The organism is Streptomyces sp. YJ-C3, from assembly GCF_053891275.1.
Genome location: NZ_CM132685.1, coordinates 6,505,327 through 6,523,073 on the forward strand (window position 1 = coordinate 6,505,327; position 17,747 = coordinate 6,523,073).

Here is a 17,747-nt window from a genome sequence, read left to right on the forward strand (position 1 = left end):
GACTCGCTGTCGGGTCCCTACAGAAAACTCTGGCCGCGCACCCCCGCCGCGCGACATGATCGGGGCGACGACGTGACGGACGACAGGGAGACATTCGTGCCTCATACGATCGATGAAGCCTTCACGGCGCTCCCGCTGAGGGCCCTCGCCGACGCGGCCCTCGCCCGCGCGCGGGCGCTGGGCGCCGAGCACGCGGACTTCCGCCTGGAGCGGGTGCGCGGCGGGGCGGTGCGGCTGCGGGACGCCCGGCCGGCCGGGTCGTCGGACACCACGGACCTCGGGTACGCGGTGCGCGTGGTGCACGGGGGCACGTGGGGGTTCGCGTCCGGCGTCGACCTGACCATGGACGCCGCGGCGAAGGTGGCGTCCCAGGCCGTGGCGATGGCGAAGCTGAGCGCACAGGTCATCGAGGCGGCCGGCTCGGACGAGCGCGTTCAGCTGGCGGACGAGCCGGTGCACGCGGACCGGACGTGGATCTCCTCCTACGAGATCGACCCCTTCTCCGTGCCCGAGGAGGAGCGCTTCGCGCTGCTGGCCGACTGGAGCGCGCGGCTGCTCGCGGCCGACGGGGTCAGCCACGTGGACGCCTCGCTGCTCTGCGTCCACGAGAACAAGTTCTACGCGGACACCGCGGGCACGGTCACGACGCAGCAGCGGGTGCGGCTGCATCCACAGCTGACGGCGGTGGCCGTGGACGACTCGAGCGGCGAGTTCGACTCGATGCGCACCATCGCGCCGCCGGTCGGCCGGGGCTGGGAGTACCTGACCGGAACCGGCTGGGACTGGGAGGGCGAGCTCGCGCGGATCCCCGAGCTGCTCGCGGAGAAGATGCGGGCGCCGAGTGTGCGGGCGGGCTCGTACGACCTGGTCGTGGACCCGTCCAATCTGTGGCTGACGATCCACGAGTCGATCGGGCACGCGACCGAGCTGGACCGCGCGCTCGGCTACGAGGCGGCGTACGCGGGCACGTCCTTCGCCACGTTCGACCAGCTGGGCAAGCTCAAGTACGGCTCCGAGATCATGAACGTCACGGGCGACCGCACCGCCGAGCACGGGCTCGCGACCATCGGCTACGACGACGAGGGCGTGGCCGGGCAGTCCTGGGACCTGGTGAAGGACGGGACACTGGTGGGGTATCAACTCGACCGCCGGATCGCGAAGTTGACGGGTTTCGAGCGGTCCAACGGGTGCGCCTACGCCGACTCCCCCGGGCACGTCCCCGTACAGCGGATGGCGAACGTGTCGCTGCAGCCGGATCCGGGCGGGCTCTCGACGGAGGATCTGATCGCCGGGGTCGACCGCGGGATCTACGTCGTCGGGGACCGGTCCTGGTCGATCGACATGCAGAGGTACAACTTCCAGTTCACCGGGCAGCGCTTCTTCAAGATCGAGAACGGGCGGCTCGCCGGGCAGCTGCGCGATGTCGCCTACCAGGCGACCACGACCGACTTCTGGGGTTCGATGGCGGCGGTCGGCGGTCCCCAGACCTACGTCCTCGGCGGCGCCTTCAACTGCGGCAAGGCCCAGCCGGGCCAGGTCGCGGCCGTCTCCCACGGCTGCCCCTCGGCCCTCTTCAAGGGCGTCAACATTCTCAACACGACGCAGGAGGCGGGTCGATGAGCCCTCGTCAGAACAAGCCGCACGAGATCGTCGAGCGCGCTCTCGAACTGTCCCGGGCCGACGGCTGCGTCGTCATCGCCGACGAGTCGTCCAGCGCCAACCTGCGCTGGGCGGGCAACGCGCTCACCACGAACGGCGTGACCCGCGGCCGCACCCTGACCGTCGTCGCGACCGTCGACGGGAAGGAGGGCACCGCGTCCGGCGTCGTGTCCCGGTCGGCCGTGACCGCCGACGACCTGGAGCCGCTGGTGCGGGCCGCGGAGGAGGCCGCCGCGAAGGCCGGGCCCGCCGAGGACGCGCAGCCGCTCGTCGACGGCGTACCGCACTCCCCCGACTTCACGGACGCGCCCGCCGAGACCTCCTCGACCGTCTTCGCGGACTTCGCGCCCGCGCTCGGCGAGGCCTTCGCCCGGGCCCGGGCCGGCGGACGCGAGCTGTACGGCTTCGCGAACCACGAGCTGACGTCGAGCTACCTCGGTACGTCGACGGGCCTGCGGCTGCGCCACGACCAGCCCAACGGGACGCTGGAGCTGAACGCGAAGTCGCCGGACCGCAAGCGTTCGGCATGGGCGGGGCGCTCCACCCGGGACTTCAAGGACGTCGACCCGGCGGCGCTCGACGCGGACCTGGCGACGCGGCTCGGCTGGGCCGAGCGGCGCATCGATCTGCCGGCCGGGCGCTACGAGACGCTGCTGCCGCCGACGGCCGTGGCGGACCTGCTGATCTACCAGCTGTGGTCGGCGGGGGCGCGGGACGCGGCCGAGGGCCGGACCGTGTTCTCGAAGCCGGGCGGCGGGACCCGGGTGGGCGAGCGGCTGAGCGAGCTGCCGCTGTCGCTGCGCAGCGACCCGCACGAGCCGGGCCTGGAGTCGTCGCCGTTCGTGCTCGCGCACTCCTCCGGGGACGACGCGTCCGTCTTCGACAACGGGCTGCCGATCGGTGCGACCGAGTGGATCGCGGGCGGCGAGCTGAAGCACCTGACGACCACCCGGCACAGCGCGGGGCTCACCGGCCTGCCGGTCGCGCCGGCCGGCGACAACCTGATCCTCGACGGGGGCTCCGGGAAGTCGCTGGACGAGATGGTCGCCGCCACCGGGCGCGGACTGCTGCTGACCTGCCTCTGGTACATCCGCGAGGTCGACCCGGCGACGCTGCTGCTGACCGGGCTGACCCGGGACGGCGTGTACCTCGTGGAGAACGGCGAGGTCGTCGGCGAGGTGAACAACTTCCGGTTCAACGAGTCGCCGGTCGACCTGCTGAAGCGGGCCACCGAGGCCGGGCGGACGGAGAAGACGCTGCCCAGGGAGTGGGGCGACTGGTTCACCAGGGCCGCCATGCCGGCCCTGCGGGTGCCGGACTTCAACATGAGCTCGGTCAGCCAGGGCGTGTGACGCCCATAGACTGGCAGGGACCCATCAGCACTGTTCAAGGAGACACGGCACCGTGACCGACATCGTCGACGAGCTGAAGTGGCGCGGCCTGTGGGCCCAGTCCACTGACGAGGACGCCCTGCGCAAGGCGCTCGCGGACGGTCCGGTCACGTTCTATTGCGGCTTCGACCCGACCGCCGCCTCCCTGCACGTCGGCCACCTGGTCCAGGTCCTGACGATGCGCCGCCTCCAGCAGGCGGGCCTGCGCCCGCTGGCGCTGGTCGGCGGCGCGACGGGCCAGATCGGTGACCCGCGCCCGACGGCGGAGCGCACGCTGAACGATCCGGAGACGATCGCGAACTGGGTGACCCGGCTGCGCTCGCAGATCGAGCCCTTCCTCGACTTCGAGGGCGAGAACGCGGCGGTCATGGTGAACAACCTGGACTGGACCGCCGGGATGTCCGCGATCGAGTTCCTGCGCGACATCGGCAAGCATTTCCGCGTGAACAAGATGCTGACCAAGGACTCGGTCGCGCGGCGCCTGGAGTCGCAGGAGGGCATCAGCTACACGGAGTTCAGCTACCAGCTGCTGCAGGGCATGGACTTCCTGGAGCTGTACCGGCGCTACGGCTGCACGCTCCAGCAGGGCGGCTCCGACCAGTGGGGCAACCTCACGGCCGGGCTCGACCTGATCCACCGCCTGGAGCCGGAGGCGTCGGCGCACTGCATCGCGACGCCGCTGATGGTGAAGGCGGACGGCACCAAGTTCGGCAAGACCGAGGGCGGCGCCGTCTGGCTGGACCCGGAGATGACGTCGCCGTACGCGTTCTACCAGTTCTGGCTGAACGTGGACGACCGGGACATCTCGACGTACATGCGGATCCTGTCCTTCCAGTCCCGTGCGGAACTGGAAGCGCTGGAGGCGCAGACCGCGGAGCGGCCGCAGGCCCGCGCCGCGCAGCGCGCGCTGGCCGAGGAGCTGACGACGCTGGTGCACGGCGCCGACCAGACGGCCGCCGTGATCTCGGCGTCGAAGGCGCTGTTCGGGCAGGGCGACGGGAACCTGGCGGACCTGGACGAGGCGACGCTGGCCGCGGCGCTGTCCGAGCTGCCGAAGGTCCAGGTCGCCGAGCTCGGTCCGGTCATCGACCTGTTCGCCGAGGTCGGTCTGGTCGCCAGCAAGTCCGCGGCGCGTCGGACCGTGAAGGAGGGCGGCGCGTACGTGAACAACGTCAAGGTCGCCGCCGAGGACTTCGTCCCGGGCGCCGACGAGCTGCTGCACGGGCGGTGGCTGGTGCTGCGGCGCGGCAAGAAGAACCTGGCCGCGGTCGAGGTCACGGCCTGACCCGGACGCCCCGAAGGGGGCCACGTCCCGTCCGGGACGTGGCCCCCTTCGTCCGTTCCTAGGCTTTCTTCTTGTTGCCGCGCAGGGCCACCCAGGCCATGTCGCCCACGCCGACCACCACCAGGGCACCGATCAGCTGGAGCAGATGGCGGGTCCAGTCGATGCCCCTGGTGTCGTTGACGCCGAGGCCGGTGGCCGCCCAGTTGCCCAGCACGCTGCCGAGGATTCCGAAGACCGTCGTCAGCCACAGCGGGATCTGCTGCTTGCCCGGCAGGATCGCCTTCGCGATCAGTCCGAGCACGAATCCCACGATGATCGCCCACAACCAACTCATGCCGTCGCCTCCTCATGCGGCGTGAGGGTGCGCGCCTGCGCACCGTGCGTTCAGTCTCGGTCCGTACGCCATACGGCGCATGTCGGGCAGCTCCATACGTGGTGGGGCGCAGGCCACACGCCCGGCCGGGACCCGCCCCGGTCTCGTAGCCGACGCACCCCGGGCGTAACGTGGAGGCAGTCCGGTCCGGGGAGAGTCCGGCGAATGGTCGGGTGGTGGAATGTGATGCGGAAGCGCAGCAGCAACGGCGGAGCACAGGTTTTCCGGATCACAGGGGCCCGGCAGGGGCTCGCCGAGGATGTGCGCGCACGGCAGCGCAAGTACGTCATCTCGATGTCGGTCCGCACCCTTTCGGTGATCCTCACGGCGGTGCTGTGGAACGTCGAGCGGCACGTCGCCATCGTGACACTGGTGCTCGGCGCCCTGCTCCCCTATGTCGCCGTGGTCATCGCCAACGCGGGCCGGGAGAACGCGCCGGGGCTGCCGTCGACGTTCGTACCTGCGCCGTCGCGCCCGATGATCGCGCCCACCCCGGCGACCGGTCCGGCGGAACCGGCACCGGAGGACCGCGCCTGAGCGGCGCCTGCGCGGACGCCCGGAGCAGGCCCGGGCAACCGGTCCACAAAGCTCAAGAAAAGCTCAGATCAATCATGTAGTTGAGGTGCCGGGTAGCGGGTCCCGCGTGACATACTGCGTACGCGCTCCGCATCCCCCGTCGGAGCGACGGACCGACGCCGGGCAGCTCCCCCCGTGGCTGCTCGGCGTCGCCATTTCCAGGGCTTTTTCCAGGCGTCTAAGGTTGACGCGTGAACCTCGCGAACCTCTCCGGATCCCCGTCGCAGTCCCCCACGACACCCCAGTGCTCGGCCAAGGGCTGCCGTGCCGACGCGGTGTGGGTGCTCGCGTGGAACAACCCGAAGCTGCACACGCCGGAGCGCCGCAAGACGTGGCTCGCGTGCGAGGAACACCGTGAGCATCTGACCCAGTTCCTCGGCGTGCGCGGGTTCCTGAAGGATGTCGTGACGCTGGCGGAGTGGGACGCCCGCGAGGCGTGAGCCACGCGGGTCCGATGTCGGGGGTCAGCCGCCGATCGCCGACATGGGGCGGTCGGGCTGCAGGAACGACGGGTCGTCCAGGCCCGAGCCGGCCTTCTTGCCCCACATGGCGAGCTTCCAGATACGGGCGATGTTCTCGTCGGTGCTCTCGGGGCCCTCGGCCCTGAGCGCCGCGCGCAGGTCCGTCTCCTCCGTGGCGAACAGGCAGGTGCGGACCTGTCCGTCGGCGGTGAGCCGGGTGCGGTCGCAGGCCGAGCAGAACGGGCGGGTGACCGAGGCGATGACGCCGACCCGGTGCGGGCCGCCGTCGACGACCCAGCGCTCGGCCGGGGCGGAGCCCCGCTCCTCGGAGCCCTCGGCGGTGAGCTCGAAGCGCGTACGCAGGGAGGCCAGGATGTCGCCCGCGGTGATCATGCCGTCGCGCTTCCAGCCGTGCTGGGCGTCGAGCGGCATCTGCTCGATGAAGCGCAGCTCGTAGTCGTGCTCGACCGCCCAGGCCAGGAGGTCGGGGGCCTCGTCCTCGTTCAGCCCCGGCATCAGGACCGAGTTGATCTTCACCGGGGTGAGGCCCGCCTCGTGGGCGGCGGCGAGGCCCTCGATGACGTCCTTGTGGCGGTCGCGGCGGGTCAGGGTCTTGAAGACGTCGGCCCGAAGGGTGTCGAGAGAGACATTCACCCGGTCCAGGCCGGCTTCCTTCAGGGCCTTCGCGGTGCGCTTGAGCCCGATCCCGTTCGTCGTCAGGGACATCTTGGGGCGGGGGTCGAGCGCGGCGACCCGCTCGACGATGCCCACCAGGCCGGGGCGCAGCAGGGGCTCGCCACCGGTGAAGCGGATCTCGGTGATGCCGAGGTGCGTGACGGCGATGCGGATGAGGCGGACGATCTCGTCGTCCGTGAGCAGGTCGGGCTTGGCCAGCCACTGGAGGCCCTCTTCGGGCATGCAGTACGTGCACCGCAGATTGCACCGGTCGGTCAGTGAAACCCGCAGGTCGGTGGCGACCCGGCCGTAGGTGTCGATGAGCACGTGGGCCCCCTCCCTCATACGTGTTCTGCCTTCTACCGACCGAGCCTACGTGACGGGTCCGACAGAGGCAGGCCGGTGATCCCACGAGTGTGCCGCGCCCCCGTCGTAGAGAGCTACGAGCGCTCTGCGACGGGGGCTCGGGGCGGAGGAACCGCGGTCAGTGGGCTCCGGTGCCGGTGAGCGAGCGCACTTCCAGCTCCGCGTACTTGCCCTTGTCGGCCTTCTCCCTGGCGACGTACGTGCCGATGATGCCGAGCAGGAAGCCGACCGGGATCGAGATGATGCCGGGGTTCTCCAGCGGGAACCAGTGGAAGTCGACGCCCTTGAACATGGAGGTCTTCGGGTTGCCGGAGACGACCGGGGAGAACAGGACGAGGAAGACGGCGGTGAAGAGGCCGCCGTAGATCGACCACAGGGCGCCGTTGGTGTTGAACCGCTTCCAGAAGAGGCTGTAGAGGATCGTCGGCAGGTTCGCGGACGCGGCGACGGCGAACGCGAGGGCGACCAGGCCCGCCACGTTCAGGTCGCGGGCGAGCGCGCCGAGCCCGATCGAGACGATGCCGATGAAGACGGTGGCCCAGCGGGCGGCCTTCATCTCGTCCTTCTCGGACGCCTTGCCCTTCTTGATGACGTTCGCGTAGATGTCGTGCGCGAACGAGGAGGACGAGGCGAGGGTGAGGCCCGCGACGACCGCGAGGATCGTGGCGAACGCGACGGCCGAGATGGACGCCAGCAGGATCGCGCCCCAGTTGGAGTCGACGCCGCCGAGATGGAGGGCGAGCAGCGGGGCCGCCGTGTTGCCCGCCGGGTTCGAGGCGATGATCTCGGCCGGCTTGATGAGGGCCGCGGCGCCGAAGCCGAGCGCGATCGTCATCAGGTAGAAGGCGCCGATGATGCCGATGGCCCAGTTGACCGACTTACGGGCGGCCTTGGCGGTCGGCACCGTGTAGAAGCGGATCAGGACGTGCGGCAGGCCCGCGGTGCCGAGCACCAGGGCGATGCCGAGCGAGATGAAGTCGATCTTCGAGGTGGCCGTGGCCCCGTACTTGAGGCCCGGCTCCAGGAACGGGGCGCCCTTGCCGCTGTTCTCGGCGGCGGTGCCGAGCAGGTCGGACACGTTGAAGTCGAACTTCAGCAGCACCAGGAAGGTCAGCAGGATGGCGCCGGCGATCAGCAGGACCGCCTTGACCATCTGCACCCAGGTGGTGCCCTTCATGCCCCCGATGGTGACGTAGACGATCATCAGGACGCCGACGAGGGCGACGATGAGGATCTTGCCCGCGTCGGAGGTGATGCCGAGCAGCAGCGAGACGAGGACGCCGGCGCCGGCCATCTGCGCGAGCAGGTAGAAGATCGAGACGACGATCGTGGAGGTGCCGGCCGCGGTGCGGACCGGGCGCTGGCGCATGCGGTAGGCGAGGACGTCGCCCATCGTGTAGCGGCCGGAGTTGCGCAGCGGTTCGGCGACCAGGAGGAGCGCCACGAGCCAGGCGACCAGGAAGCCGATCGAGTAGAGGAAGCCGTCGTAGCCGAAGAGGGCGATGGCGCCCGCGATGCCGAGGAACGACGCGGCGGACATGTAGTCGCCGGAGACCGCGAGGCCGTTCTGGAAGGCGGTGAACTGGCGGCCGCCCGCGTAGAAGTCGGAGGCGCTCTTGGTCTGGCGGCCGGCCCAGACGGTGATGACGAGGGTCGCGAGCACGAAGACCGCGAACAGGCTGATGATCAGCGGCCGGTGCTCGCTGGCCTCCTGGGCCGCGAGCACGTTCAGTGCGGGGCTCATGCGCCGCCCTCCATACGGGACTTGATGGCCTCGGCCTTGGGGTCGAGCTTCGCGGCGGCGTGCCGCGAGTACCACCAGGCGATGAGGAACGTGGTCAGGAACTGGGCGAGGCCGAGGATGAAGGCGACATTGACGTTGCCGAAGACCTTGGTGCCCATGAAGTCGCCCGCGTAGTTGGAGAGCAGGACGTAGAGCAGGTACCAGGCGATGAACGCGATGGTGAGCGGGAAGGCGAACGAGCGGTGCGCGCGGCGCAGTTCGCCGAACTCCTCGCTCTGCTGCACCTCGATGAACTCCTCGGTCGAGGGCAGTGCGGGACCGGCGTCCGTGCTGCCCTTCTGGGGTGGTGGTGCGTCGGTGGCCACGGAGTCTCCTCGCGATGCGGGTGCGGTCGGGGACGGGGGTGGGGGGCCGGCGGGGGTGCCGGGTGGTGCGGACATACGGGTTCTCGACTCTCACAGTGACGTGGATCACGTGAGCCGGGTCGCGATGGTAGAGCTCCCCGACCTGATCCAACAGGGGGCCGGATCGTGCACGTGCCCCCTTGCACAACGTCACGGGGACACGGGCGCCGTGGTTCAACTCCCCTGATTTCTTTCGGAACTCGTTGATGACCTGCGGCGACTAGAGATACGTTCGCAGCGCACCACGCGTCATGTACCTGCCCGAGCACCACTCGTGTTCGGGCTTTTCCGTATTCGCCCTTCACGACGGATGATGTGGAGATCCCATGGCTCATCTGCCTGCCAGACGCCGCCTGGCCCTCGCCCTGCCGATCGGCATCGCACTGACGGCCTCCTTCGGCTTCCTGCCGTCCGCGGCCGCCGTGCCCGCCGACTCCCCGGCGGTGACGGCCGGTTCGACGGATTCGGCGGCGCTCGCGTACGTGGTGAACACGCGCAGCACCGACGGCCGCACCCTCGCCTCCGTGCAGAAGGCGATATCCGCGGCCGGCGGCACCACGGTCGAGACGTACGGGAAGATCGGCGTCATCGTCGTGCATGCGTCGAACCCCGACTTCGGCAAGCAGATACGGGCCGCGCGCGGCGTGGCCTCGGCGGGCGCGACCCGCACCGCCCCGCTCAGCCTCGCCGGCACCACCGACGAGGGCGCCGTGCAGAAGCTCTCGAAGGCCGACGCGAAGTCCCTTGCGGCGAAGGCCGGTTCGGGCCAGGAGCCGCTCGAGGCGGACCAGTGGGACCTGCGGGCGATCGGCGCCGACAAGGCCGCCACGGTCAACCCGGGCAGCAAGCGCGTCACCGTCGGCGTGATCGACACCGGCGTCGACGACACCCACCCCGACCTCGCCGCGAACTTCTCGGCGTCGCAGTCGGCGAGCTGTGTCGGCGGCAAGGCGGACACCTCGCCGGGGGCCTGGCGGCCCGCGAACCCGGACCACTACCACGGCACGCACGTCGCCGGTGAGATCGCCGCCGCGCGCAACGGGGTCGGCGTCGCGGGGGTCGCGCCCGGCGTGAAGGTCGCGGGCATCAAGGTGGCCGACCCGGTCAGCGAGCTGTTCTACCCGGAGAGCGTCGTGTGCGCCTTCGTGTTCGCCGCCGACCACGGCATCGAGGTCACCAACAACAGCTATTACGTGGACCCGTGGATGTACAACTGCATGGACGACCCGGACCAGCGGGCCATCGTCGACGCGGTGAACCGGGCCCAGCTGTACGCCCAGAAGAAGGGCACCCTGAGCTTCGCCTCCGCGGGCAACTCCAACCACGACCTCGACTCCGACGCGATCCTGGACGACTCCAGCCCGGACGACTCGACCGCGGTGGAGCGCACCATCGACCCGCACACCTGCCTCGACGTGCCGACCCAGCTGCCGGGTGTCGTCACGGTCAGCTCGACCGGTGTGACCAAGTCCAAGGCGTACTACTCCAGTTACGGCAACAACGTCATCGACATCGCGGCGCCGGGCGGCGACAAGTACCAGATCCCCTCGGACACCCCGTCGAAGAACGGCCGCATCCTGTCCACGCTGCCGAACGGCGAGTACGGCTGGCTCCAGGGCACCTCGATGGCGTCGCCGCACGCCGCCGGCGTCGCCGCGCTCCTCAAGTCGACGCACCCGTGGGCGTCCCCGGCGCAGCTGCAGGCGCTGATGAAGGCGCAGGCGAACGAGGAGGTCTGCCCGGCCTCCTACGACGGTGACGGGGACGGCGTCGTCGACGCCACCTGCGAGGGCGGCAAGCAGCGCAACGGCTTCTACGGCTACGGCATCGTCGACGCCCTCAAGGCCGTCAAGTAGCCCTCCGCCGACGTCGAGCAGTCACCGCGCGGGCCGTCCGACGGCCCGCGCGGCTCCGGCCTCACGCATCCTCGAACGAACGGGAGATCCCATGACGGCGCCTCATCCGCGTCCCCGGAGCGCGCGGCGCTCCCTGTCCGTGCCGCTCGGCATCGCCGCCGCCACGGCCCTGGCCTTCCTGCCGAACGCGGCCGCCTCCGCGGCGCCCGCCGTGGAGACCGCCGGCGGCGCCTCCGTCGCCGCGACGGACGGCCCCGATCTCAGCTATGTCGTCAACGTCCGCCCCGGAAAGGGTGGTTCGGCCGACGTACGGAAGGCCATCGGCAAGGCCGGCGGCACCGTCGTCATCGCGTACGACAAGATCGGCGTCATCGTCGTCCACTCGAAGAACCCGGACTTCGCGAAGACGATCCGCACCGCGCGCGGCGTCCAGTCGGCCGGCGCCACGCGCACCGCGCCGTTGGCCGCGCAGTCCAGCGACGACCTCGACACCGAGCAGGTGCTGACCGCCGCCGAGGTCAAGAAGGCCTCCGCGGCGGCGACTTCGGCGCAGGACCCGCTGGAGCCACTGCAGTGGGACCTGCCCGCCATCAAGGCGGACCGGGCCCACGAGAAGTCGCTGGGCAGCTCCAAGGTGACCGTCGGCGTGCTCGACTCGGGCGTGGACGACACCCACCCCGACATCGCGCCGAACTTCGACAAGAACGCGTCGGCCAGCTGCCTGGGCGGCGTGCCCGTGCGGAAGGACAGCGCGTGGCGCCCGGTGGCCGGCGAGTCCGACCACGGCATGCACGTGGCGGGCACCATCGCCGCCGCGAAGAACGGGGTCGGTGTCACCGGCGTCGCCCCCGGTGTGAAGGTGGCGAGCCTGAAGGTGGCCGAGCCGGCCACCGGCATGTACTACACGGAGGCCGTGGTCTGCGGCTTCATGTGGGCGGCCGACCACGGTGTGGACGTCACCAACTCCAGCTATTACACGGACCCCTGGCTGTTCAACTGCAAGACGGACGCCGACCAGAAGGCGCTCGTCACGGCGGTCACGCGGGCCACCCAGTACGCGGAGCACAAGGGCGCCGTGAACGTCGCGGCGGCCGGCAACGCGGCGACGGACCTCGCGCAGGACGAGATAGTCGACGACTCGTCGCCCGACGACACCACGCCGGTGCCGCGGACCATCAGGACCAAGGACTGCTTCGACATCCCGTCGCAGCTGCCCGGCGTGGTCACGGTCTCGGCGACGGGCGCCAAGGGCATCAAGGCGTCGTACTCGAACTGGGGCAGGAACGTCATCGACATCGCCGCGCCGGGCGGTGACAGCACCGCCTACCAGACGCCCGCTCCCCCGGCGACCAGCGGACTGATCCTGTCGACGCTGCCGGGCGGCAAGTACGGCTACAAGGCCGGTACATCGATGGCGTCGCCGCACGTCGCGGGGGTCGCCGCGCTCATCAGGTCGACGCACCCGCACGCCTCGGCGGCGCAGGTGAAGGCGCTTCTCTACAAGGAGGCCGACGCGACGCCGTGCACCGACCCGTACGACATCGACGGCGACGGCACGGTCGACGCGGTGTGCGAGGGAGGCAAGAACAAGAACAGCTTCTACGGAGCGGGGACGGCGGACGCGCTGGACGCCGTGACCAAGTAGGCGGCTGACGGACGTTCACCGGGGGCGAGTGGCGCAGGCCACTCGCCCCTTCCGCGTGCGGTGGCCCGGACCTGCGCGATAGTGCCTGCATGACACACACACCGGGTACGGCGACCGCCTGGCAGGCGCTCGGCGGCGATCCCGTCCTGCTGTCCCGTATCTCCGCCCTCACGCGCGCGGGTGCGCTGCCCGCGCGTCTGCCCGTGATCGAACTGGCCCGCGCCTGCGTCGGCGCGTGCGCCCTCGCGGCAGCGGAACTGGGCGCCACGCGCGCGAGGCGCCCGGTCCGCGACGTACAGGTGCGGGTCGACGACGGGGCGGTCGCGACTGCCTTCACGAGCGAGCGGCACCTGCTCGTCGACGGACGCGAGCCCGTCGCCTTCGCGCCGCTGTCGCGGTTCTGGCGCACCGCGGACGGCTGGCTGCGCACCCACGCGAACTACCCGCACCACCGGGCGCGGTTGCGCGCGGCGCTCGGTGTCGGCGCGGACGCGACGGCGCAGGACGTGGCGGAGCTGCTCGCCGGACGGTCGGCGCACGAGGTCGAGGAGACGGTGTATGCGGCCGGGGGCCTGGCCGTCGCGCTGCGCACGCCCGAGGAGTGGGCGGCGCATCCGCAGGGCGCCGCGGTGGCCCGGCACCCGCTCCTGACCCGGGAACGGCCGGACGCGGCCGCCCCGCGCTCCTGGTCCACGGATTCCGGGCTGCCCGCGGCCGGTGTCCGCGTCCTCGACCTGACCCGGGTCATCGCGGGCCCCGTCGCCACCCGCACGCTGGCGCTGCTCGGCGCGGACGTGCTGCGGGTGGACGCCCCGCAGTTGCCGGAGGACCCGGACGCGCACGCCGACACCGGTTTCGGCAAGCGCTCGACGCGGCTCGACCTGACGGCGGGCGCGGACCGGCGGACCTTCGAGGAACTGCTGGCCGGCGCCGACGTGGTGGTCACGGGCTACCGGCCGGGCGCGCTCGACCGGTTCGGGCTGAGCCCGCGGGCGCTGGTCGAGCGGCGTCCGGGGCTCGTGGTGGCGTCCCTGTCGGCGTGGGGCGCGTACGGGCCGTGGGGCGGGCGGCGCGGATTCGACAGCCTCGTCCAGGTCGCGACCGGGATCGCGGCGGTCGAGGGCGCGGTGGACGAGCCGGGTGCCCTGCCCGCGCAGGCCCTCGACCACGGCACCGGCTATCTGCTGGCGGCGGGGGTGCTGCGCGCCCTCACGGAGCAGACGCGGGAGGGCTCGTCCCGGGTGCTGCGGTACGCGCTCGCCCAGACGGCGCACTGGCTGGTCGACGGGCTGGGCCGGGCGGACGACGGGCAGCGGGGAGAGCCGTACGACGCGCGGGATCCGGCCGCCTGGCTCAGCACGGCCGACGGTCCGACGGGCCGGCTGCGGTACGCGCTGCCGCCGCTGTCGTTCGCCGGGGGCCCGGCCGACTGGGCGCGTCCGCCCGGGCGTTGGGGCGCGGACGCGGCCGCGTGGACGGACCGGGCCGCGCCGGTCTGATCCGGCAACGTCCGGATCGCTCTGCTCCAGTTGTTCCTCTGGACTTGCCCTGCTCTGTCCCGGCTGGTGAAGATCCAACAGTGAGTTCGATACCACCCTCCACCGAGATGTCCGCACCCGCGGGGGCGGACGTGTCCGTTCGCAGACCCGGCGCCGGGTCTGCCGTCGCCGTGCTCGTGCTCGTCGCCGCCGCCGCGCTGATCCCGCTGTTCGGGCCGCGGGCGGCGCTCGACGGCACGGGTGAGGCGGCGGCGCCCGGCGTCGGGGGGATCGCGCTGCTGCGCACGGTGCTGTTCGCTGCGTTGAGCGTGCAGGCCGGCGAGGTGTTCGCCGGGCTCCTCGCGCGCAGGGCGGCGCCCGCGCAGGAGGCGCCGCGCGCCTGGTCGGCGTACGCGGCCTGGTCGGGGTTCGCGGCCGCGCTCGGGCTGGCCGCCGTGGTGGCCTCCGGGAACCTGATCCCGCACAGCCTCGCCGCCCTGGACATCGGCGGCCTGTACGGGACGCGGGACGGCACGCTCGCCCTGGTGGAGGTCAACGCCTTCCTGGTGGCCGCCTTGTGCGCCCGCTCGCGCCGCCCGGCGACCGCGCTGCTGCCGCTGGCCGCCGTGGTCGTCGGGGAGGCGCTGCGCGCCCATCCGCCCGTCGAGGACACCCCGCTCGTCGGGTCGGGGCTCACCCTCGTCCATCTGACGTGCGCCGCGCTGTGGGCGGGCGGCCTGCTGTACGTGCTGCGCACGCTGCGTGCCTGGCGTTCGACCGCCCCGGAAGCGGGCACGGCGCTGCTCGGCCGCTACGCGCGCGTGGCCGCGCTGCTGCTCGCGGCGATCTCCGCGACGGGGGTGTGCAGCACGCTGCGCCGGATGCCGCCGGGCACCGTCCTCGACCAGCTGACGACGACGGCCTACGGGCGCACCCTGCTGGCGAAGGTGCTGCTCGTGGCCGTCGTCGCGGTGCTCGCCCTGGTGGCGCGGCTGCGCCTGCGCGGGGCGCGGGACCGCACGAGTGCGTACGTTCCCGCGCGCGCGGAGGTCGTGGTGCTGGCGGTCGTCGTGGCGGTGTCGGCGGTGCTCACGGCGCTGCCGCTGCCGATCCGCTGGTGAGCCGCCGGTCCGGGCTCAGTTGGTGACGAGGACCTTCAGGGCGGTGCGCTCGTCCATCGCCTTGTAGCCGTCCGGGACGCCTTCGACGTCGACGGTCATGTCGAAGACGGGCGAGGGGTCGATGGTGCCGTCGAGGACGTCGGGCAGCAGTTCCGGGATGTAGCTGCGGACGGGGGCGACGCCGCCGCGCAGCGCGATGTTCCGGTCGAACATGACGCTCAGGTCGAGGCCGGTGCCGCTGCCGTGCGGGACGCCGACGAAACCGATGGCGCCGCCGTCGCGGGTGATGTTCACGGCGGTGTTCATGGACTGCTCGGTGCCGACGGCCTCGATCACGGCGTGCGCGCCCTGGCCGCCGGTGAGTTCACGGATCGCCGCGACGGCCGCGTCGCCGCGCTCGGCGACGACGTCGGTCGCGCCGAAGCGCCGGGCGATGTCCGTACGCACCTCGTGGCGCCCGAGCGCGATGATCCGCTCGGCGCCGAGCCGCTTGGCCGCGAGGACGCCGCACAGGCCCACCGCGCCGTCCCCGACGACGGCGACGGTCGCGCCCTTGCGCACACCCGCGCCGAGCGCCGCGTGGTGGCCGGTGCCCATCACGTCGGAGAGCGTGAGGAGGGCGGAGAGCAGGTGGTCGTCGGAGGCCGCGTCGGCGGGCAGCTGCACGAGGGTGCCGTCGGCGTACGGGACGCGTACGGCCTCGCCCTGTCCGCCGTCGTGGCCGACCGCGCCCCAGAAGCCGCCGTGCTCGCAGGACGTGGTCAGGCCCTCGCGGCAGTAGTCGCACACGCCGTCCGACCACATGAAGGGCGCGACGACCAGGTCGCCGCGCCTGAGCGTGGACACCTCGGAGCCCGTCTCCTCGACGATGCCGAGGAACTCGTGCCCGATGCGCTGGCCCGGCTGCCGGGCGGCCTCGCCCCGGTAGGCCCACAGGTCGCTGCCGCAGATGCAGGCGCGCAGCACGCGGACGACGGCGTCCGTGGGCAGTGCGACGACGGGCTCGGGGACGTCCTCCACCCGCATGTCGTACGGGGCGTGGATGGTGGTGGCGCGCATGGGGGTGGTCCTTTGTGCAGATCAGTGCAGTAGGTGCAGGTCAGTGATGGGTGCGCCGGGTCTCGGCGCGCCCTTCACGGTACGCCGCATCCGGCACGGCCCGCTCCCCGAGCACGCCCCGGGCCAGCAGGTACTGGGCCGCCACGTACGTCAGCATGATCCAGAAGTCGGCCGGCGGCAGGCGCGGCCAGTCGGCGATGCCCATCGCGATGAGCGCGTCGGAGAGCAGGAAGAGGGCGCCGCCGACGCCCGCGACCGTTCCGAGCCGCGAGGCGCCGTACGCCATGGCGGTCAGCAGCACGCTGTACGCGGCGACGGGCCCTCGCATGCCCGCGGGCAGGTCCGGCCACAGCGACCCGATCATGGCGACGAGCACGACGGCGTACCCGGCGCCGAGCAGGCGGCCACGCGCGCGTGGCCGGCCGTGCCGCCGGAAGAGCACGAGGTAGCAGACGTGCCCGGCGGCGAAGCAGCCCATGCCGGCGAGGAACGCGGCGTCCTGGTCGAACAGCAGCAGGACGTCGCCGCCCCACCCGCACAGCAGGGCGGCCCACAGCAGCCGGGGTCCGCCACTGGCGACGACGTACGCGACGAGGACGAGCATGAGCAGCGGCTTGACGGCGGTGTGCACCGCGTCCGCTCCGGCGAGGAGCGCGCCGAGATCGACGGCGCACACGGCGAGGAAACCGGCGCGCAGAGCCCGGGACAGGGTCACGCGGCGCCCTCGGTGACCTTCTGCGGGGCGTTCGGCGTGCTCAGGGGCTCCGGCTGCCAGCCGGGACCGCGGAAGACCCGCCCGGCGCGCTCGCGCCAACTGGTCGCCGCCTTCAGGTCCTTGGCGATCGCCGCGTACTCGTGGGTGGCGACGCGCAGCGGGTTGTAGGTGCTGATGTTCTTGGTGAGCCCGAACACCGGCCGCTCGGCCTCGCCCACCCACGACTTGAAGAGGCGGTCCCACACGATGAGGATGCCGCCGAAGTTCCGGTCCAGGTAGCCGCCCTGGGAGGCGTGGTGGACGCGGTGGTGGGAGGGCGTGTTGAAGACGTACTCGATCGGGCGGGGCAGCTTGTCGATGCGCTCGGTGTGGATCCAGAACTGGTAGACGAGGTTGGCCGACGAGCAGAACGCGAGGGCCGCCGGGTGCACGCCGCAGGCGATGAGCGGCAGGTAGAACGGCCACGAGGTGACGCTCGTCCAGGGCTGGCGCAGCGCGGTCGACAGGTTGAACTTGCGGCTGGAGTGGTGCACCACGTGGCACGCCCACAGGATGCGGATGACGTGGTGCCCGCGGTGCGACCAGTAGTAGAAGAAGTCCTGCGCGAGGAGCATCAGCGGGATCGTCCACCAGAGCACGGGCACGCGCAGCGGCGTCAGTTCGTAGACCGCGGTGTAGAGCGCGACGATCGGGATCTTCCAGAGGAAGTCGAAGACGAGACTTCCCAGGCCCATGGTGATGCTGGTCGCCGCGTCCTTGGTCTCGTACCCGGCGGCGTCCTCGTCGGGATGGATCCGTACGCTCACGATCTCGACGATCGTGAGCAGCACGAAGGCGGGTATCGACCAGAGCACGACATCGGGCAGGTTCGGCGACGACATGGGGGCACCGTAAGGTCCCGGGGCAGGTGACGGCTAGGGGTTGTTACCGACAAGTATT

At 71.6% G+C, this 17,747-nt stretch carries 16 protein-coding genes; 9 read left to right on the forward strand and 7 right to left on the reverse strand.

Annotation, left to right across the window (positions count from 1 at the left end):
- Window positions 1–96 precede the first annotated feature (96 nt).
- The 3 genes from ACVHNB_RS29170 to tyrS are packed head-to-tail and all read left to right on the forward strand — an operon-like array spanning window position 97 to window position 4,335.
- Window positions 97–1,620 (forward strand): TldD/PmbA family protein, encoded by a 1,524-nt coding sequence (locus ACVHNB_RS29170; protein ID WP_428955557.1) that lies wholly within the window; start codon window positions 97–99, stop codon window positions 1,618–1,620.
- Window positions 1,617–3,011: a metallopeptidase TldD-related protein gene (locus tag ACVHNB_RS29175; RefSeq protein ID WP_428955556.1), complete on the forward strand. Its 1,395-nt coding sequence runs from the start codon at window positions 1,617–1,619 to the stop codon at window positions 3,009–3,011. The genes ACVHNB_RS29170 and ACVHNB_RS29175 overlap by 4 nt, the downstream gene beginning before the upstream one ends.
- A gap of 52 nt (window positions 3,012–3,063) precedes the next feature.
- Complete coding sequence (gene tyrS / locus ACVHNB_RS29180) at window positions 3,064–4,335, forward strand: tyrosine--tRNA ligase (protein WP_428955555.1); 1,272 nt, start codon at window positions 3,064–3,066, stop codon at window positions 4,333–4,335.
- Window positions 4,336–4,393: 58 nt separating this feature from the next.
- Here the strand turns inward: tyrS and ACVHNB_RS29185 are convergent, their stop codons facing one another.
- Window positions 4,394–4,669, reverse strand: a complete 276-nt coding sequence (locus ACVHNB_RS29185) for a GlsB/YeaQ/YmgE family stress response membrane protein (protein ID WP_428955554.1) — start codon at window positions 4,667–4,669, stop codon at window positions 4,394–4,396.
- Window positions 4,670–4,894: 225 nt separating this feature from the next.
- On the opposite strand from ACVHNB_RS29185, the gene ACVHNB_RS29190 reads away from it, so the two are divergent.
- Both ACVHNB_RS29190 and ACVHNB_RS29195 read left to right on the forward strand, forming a co-directional pair.
- Complete coding sequence (locus ACVHNB_RS29190) at window positions 4,895–5,245, forward strand: DUF3099 domain-containing protein (protein ID WP_428955553.1); 351 nt, start codon at window positions 4,895–4,897, stop codon at window positions 5,243–5,245.
- A gap of 230 nt (window positions 5,246–5,475) precedes the next feature.
- Complete coding sequence (locus ACVHNB_RS29195) at window positions 5,476–5,724, forward strand: hypothetical protein (protein WP_428955552.1); 249 nt, start codon at window positions 5,476–5,478, stop codon at window positions 5,722–5,724.
- A gap of 24 nt (window positions 5,725–5,748) precedes the next feature.
- On the opposite strand, the gene moaA is transcribed toward ACVHNB_RS29195, so the two are convergent.
- From moaA to ACVHNB_RS29210, 3 genes are all read right to left on the reverse strand, one after another.
- Complete coding sequence (gene moaA, locus ACVHNB_RS29200) at window positions 5,749–6,747, reverse strand: GTP 3',8-cyclase MoaA (RefSeq protein ID WP_428955551.1); 999 nt, start codon at window positions 6,745–6,747, stop codon at window positions 5,749–5,751.
- A 157-nt stretch (window positions 6,748–6,904) separates the two neighbouring features.
- Window positions 6,905–8,530 carry a solute symporter family protein gene (locus tag ACVHNB_RS29205; protein ID WP_456226253.1) on the reverse strand — a complete coding sequence of 542 codons (1,626 nt, stop codon included), beginning with the start codon at window positions 8,528–8,530 and terminating at the stop codon, window positions 6,905–6,907.
- Window positions 8,527–8,895: a DUF485 domain-containing protein gene (locus tag ACVHNB_RS29210; RefSeq protein ID WP_428955549.1), complete on the reverse strand. Its 369-nt coding sequence runs from the start codon at window positions 8,893–8,895 to the stop codon at window positions 8,527–8,529. Before ACVHNB_RS29210 ends, ACVHNB_RS29205 begins: the two co-directional genes overlap by 4 nt.
- 365 nt (window positions 8,896–9,260) lie before the next feature.
- Here ACVHNB_RS29210 and ACVHNB_RS29215 point away from each other — a divergent pair, with 365 nt between their 5' ends.
- From ACVHNB_RS29215 to ACVHNB_RS29230, 4 genes are all read left to right on the forward strand, one after another.
- Complete coding sequence (locus tag ACVHNB_RS29215; protein ID WP_428955548.1) at window positions 9,261–10,790, forward strand: S8 family peptidase; 1,530 nt, start codon at window positions 9,261–9,263, stop codon at window positions 10,788–10,790.
- Between the two features lie 91 nt (window positions 10,791–10,881).
- Window positions 10,882–12,435, forward strand: coding sequence for a S8 family serine peptidase (locus tag ACVHNB_RS29220; protein ID WP_456226254.1), 1,554 nt, complete (start codon window positions 10,882–10,884; stop codon window positions 12,433–12,435).
- Between the two features lie 89 nt (window positions 12,436–12,524).
- Complete coding sequence (locus tag ACVHNB_RS29225; protein WP_456226255.1) at window positions 12,525–13,934, forward strand: CoA transferase; 1,410 nt, start codon at window positions 12,525–12,527, stop codon at window positions 13,932–13,934.
- A 107-nt stretch (window positions 13,935–14,041) separates the two neighbouring features.
- A complete protein-coding gene (locus ACVHNB_RS29230; protein WP_456226256.1) occupies window positions 14,042–15,034 on the forward strand; it encodes a CopD family protein in 993 nt (330 codons plus the stop codon).
- Window positions 15,035–15,049: 15 nt separating this feature from the next.
- On the opposite strand, the gene ACVHNB_RS29235 is transcribed toward ACVHNB_RS29230, so the two are convergent.
- The 3 genes from ACVHNB_RS29235 to ACVHNB_RS29245 are packed head-to-tail and all read right to left on the reverse strand — an operon-like array spanning window position 15,050 to window position 17,689.
- On the reverse strand, window positions 15,050–16,093 hold the full coding sequence (locus ACVHNB_RS29235) for a zinc-dependent alcohol dehydrogenase family protein (RefSeq protein ID WP_456226257.1): 1,044 nt from the start codon (window positions 16,091–16,093) through the stop codon (window positions 15,050–15,052).
- Window positions 16,094–16,133: 40 nt separating this feature from the next.
- A complete protein-coding gene (locus ACVHNB_RS29240; RefSeq protein ID WP_428955543.1) occupies window positions 16,134–16,808 on the reverse strand; it encodes a lysoplasmalogenase in 675 nt (224 codons plus the stop codon).
- Complete coding sequence (locus tag ACVHNB_RS29245; RefSeq protein WP_428955542.1) at window positions 16,805–17,689, reverse strand: sterol desaturase family protein; 885 nt, start codon at window positions 17,687–17,689, stop codon at window positions 16,805–16,807. Before ACVHNB_RS29245 ends, ACVHNB_RS29240 begins: the two co-directional genes overlap by 4 nt.
- Window positions 17,690–17,747 lie beyond the last annotated feature (58 nt).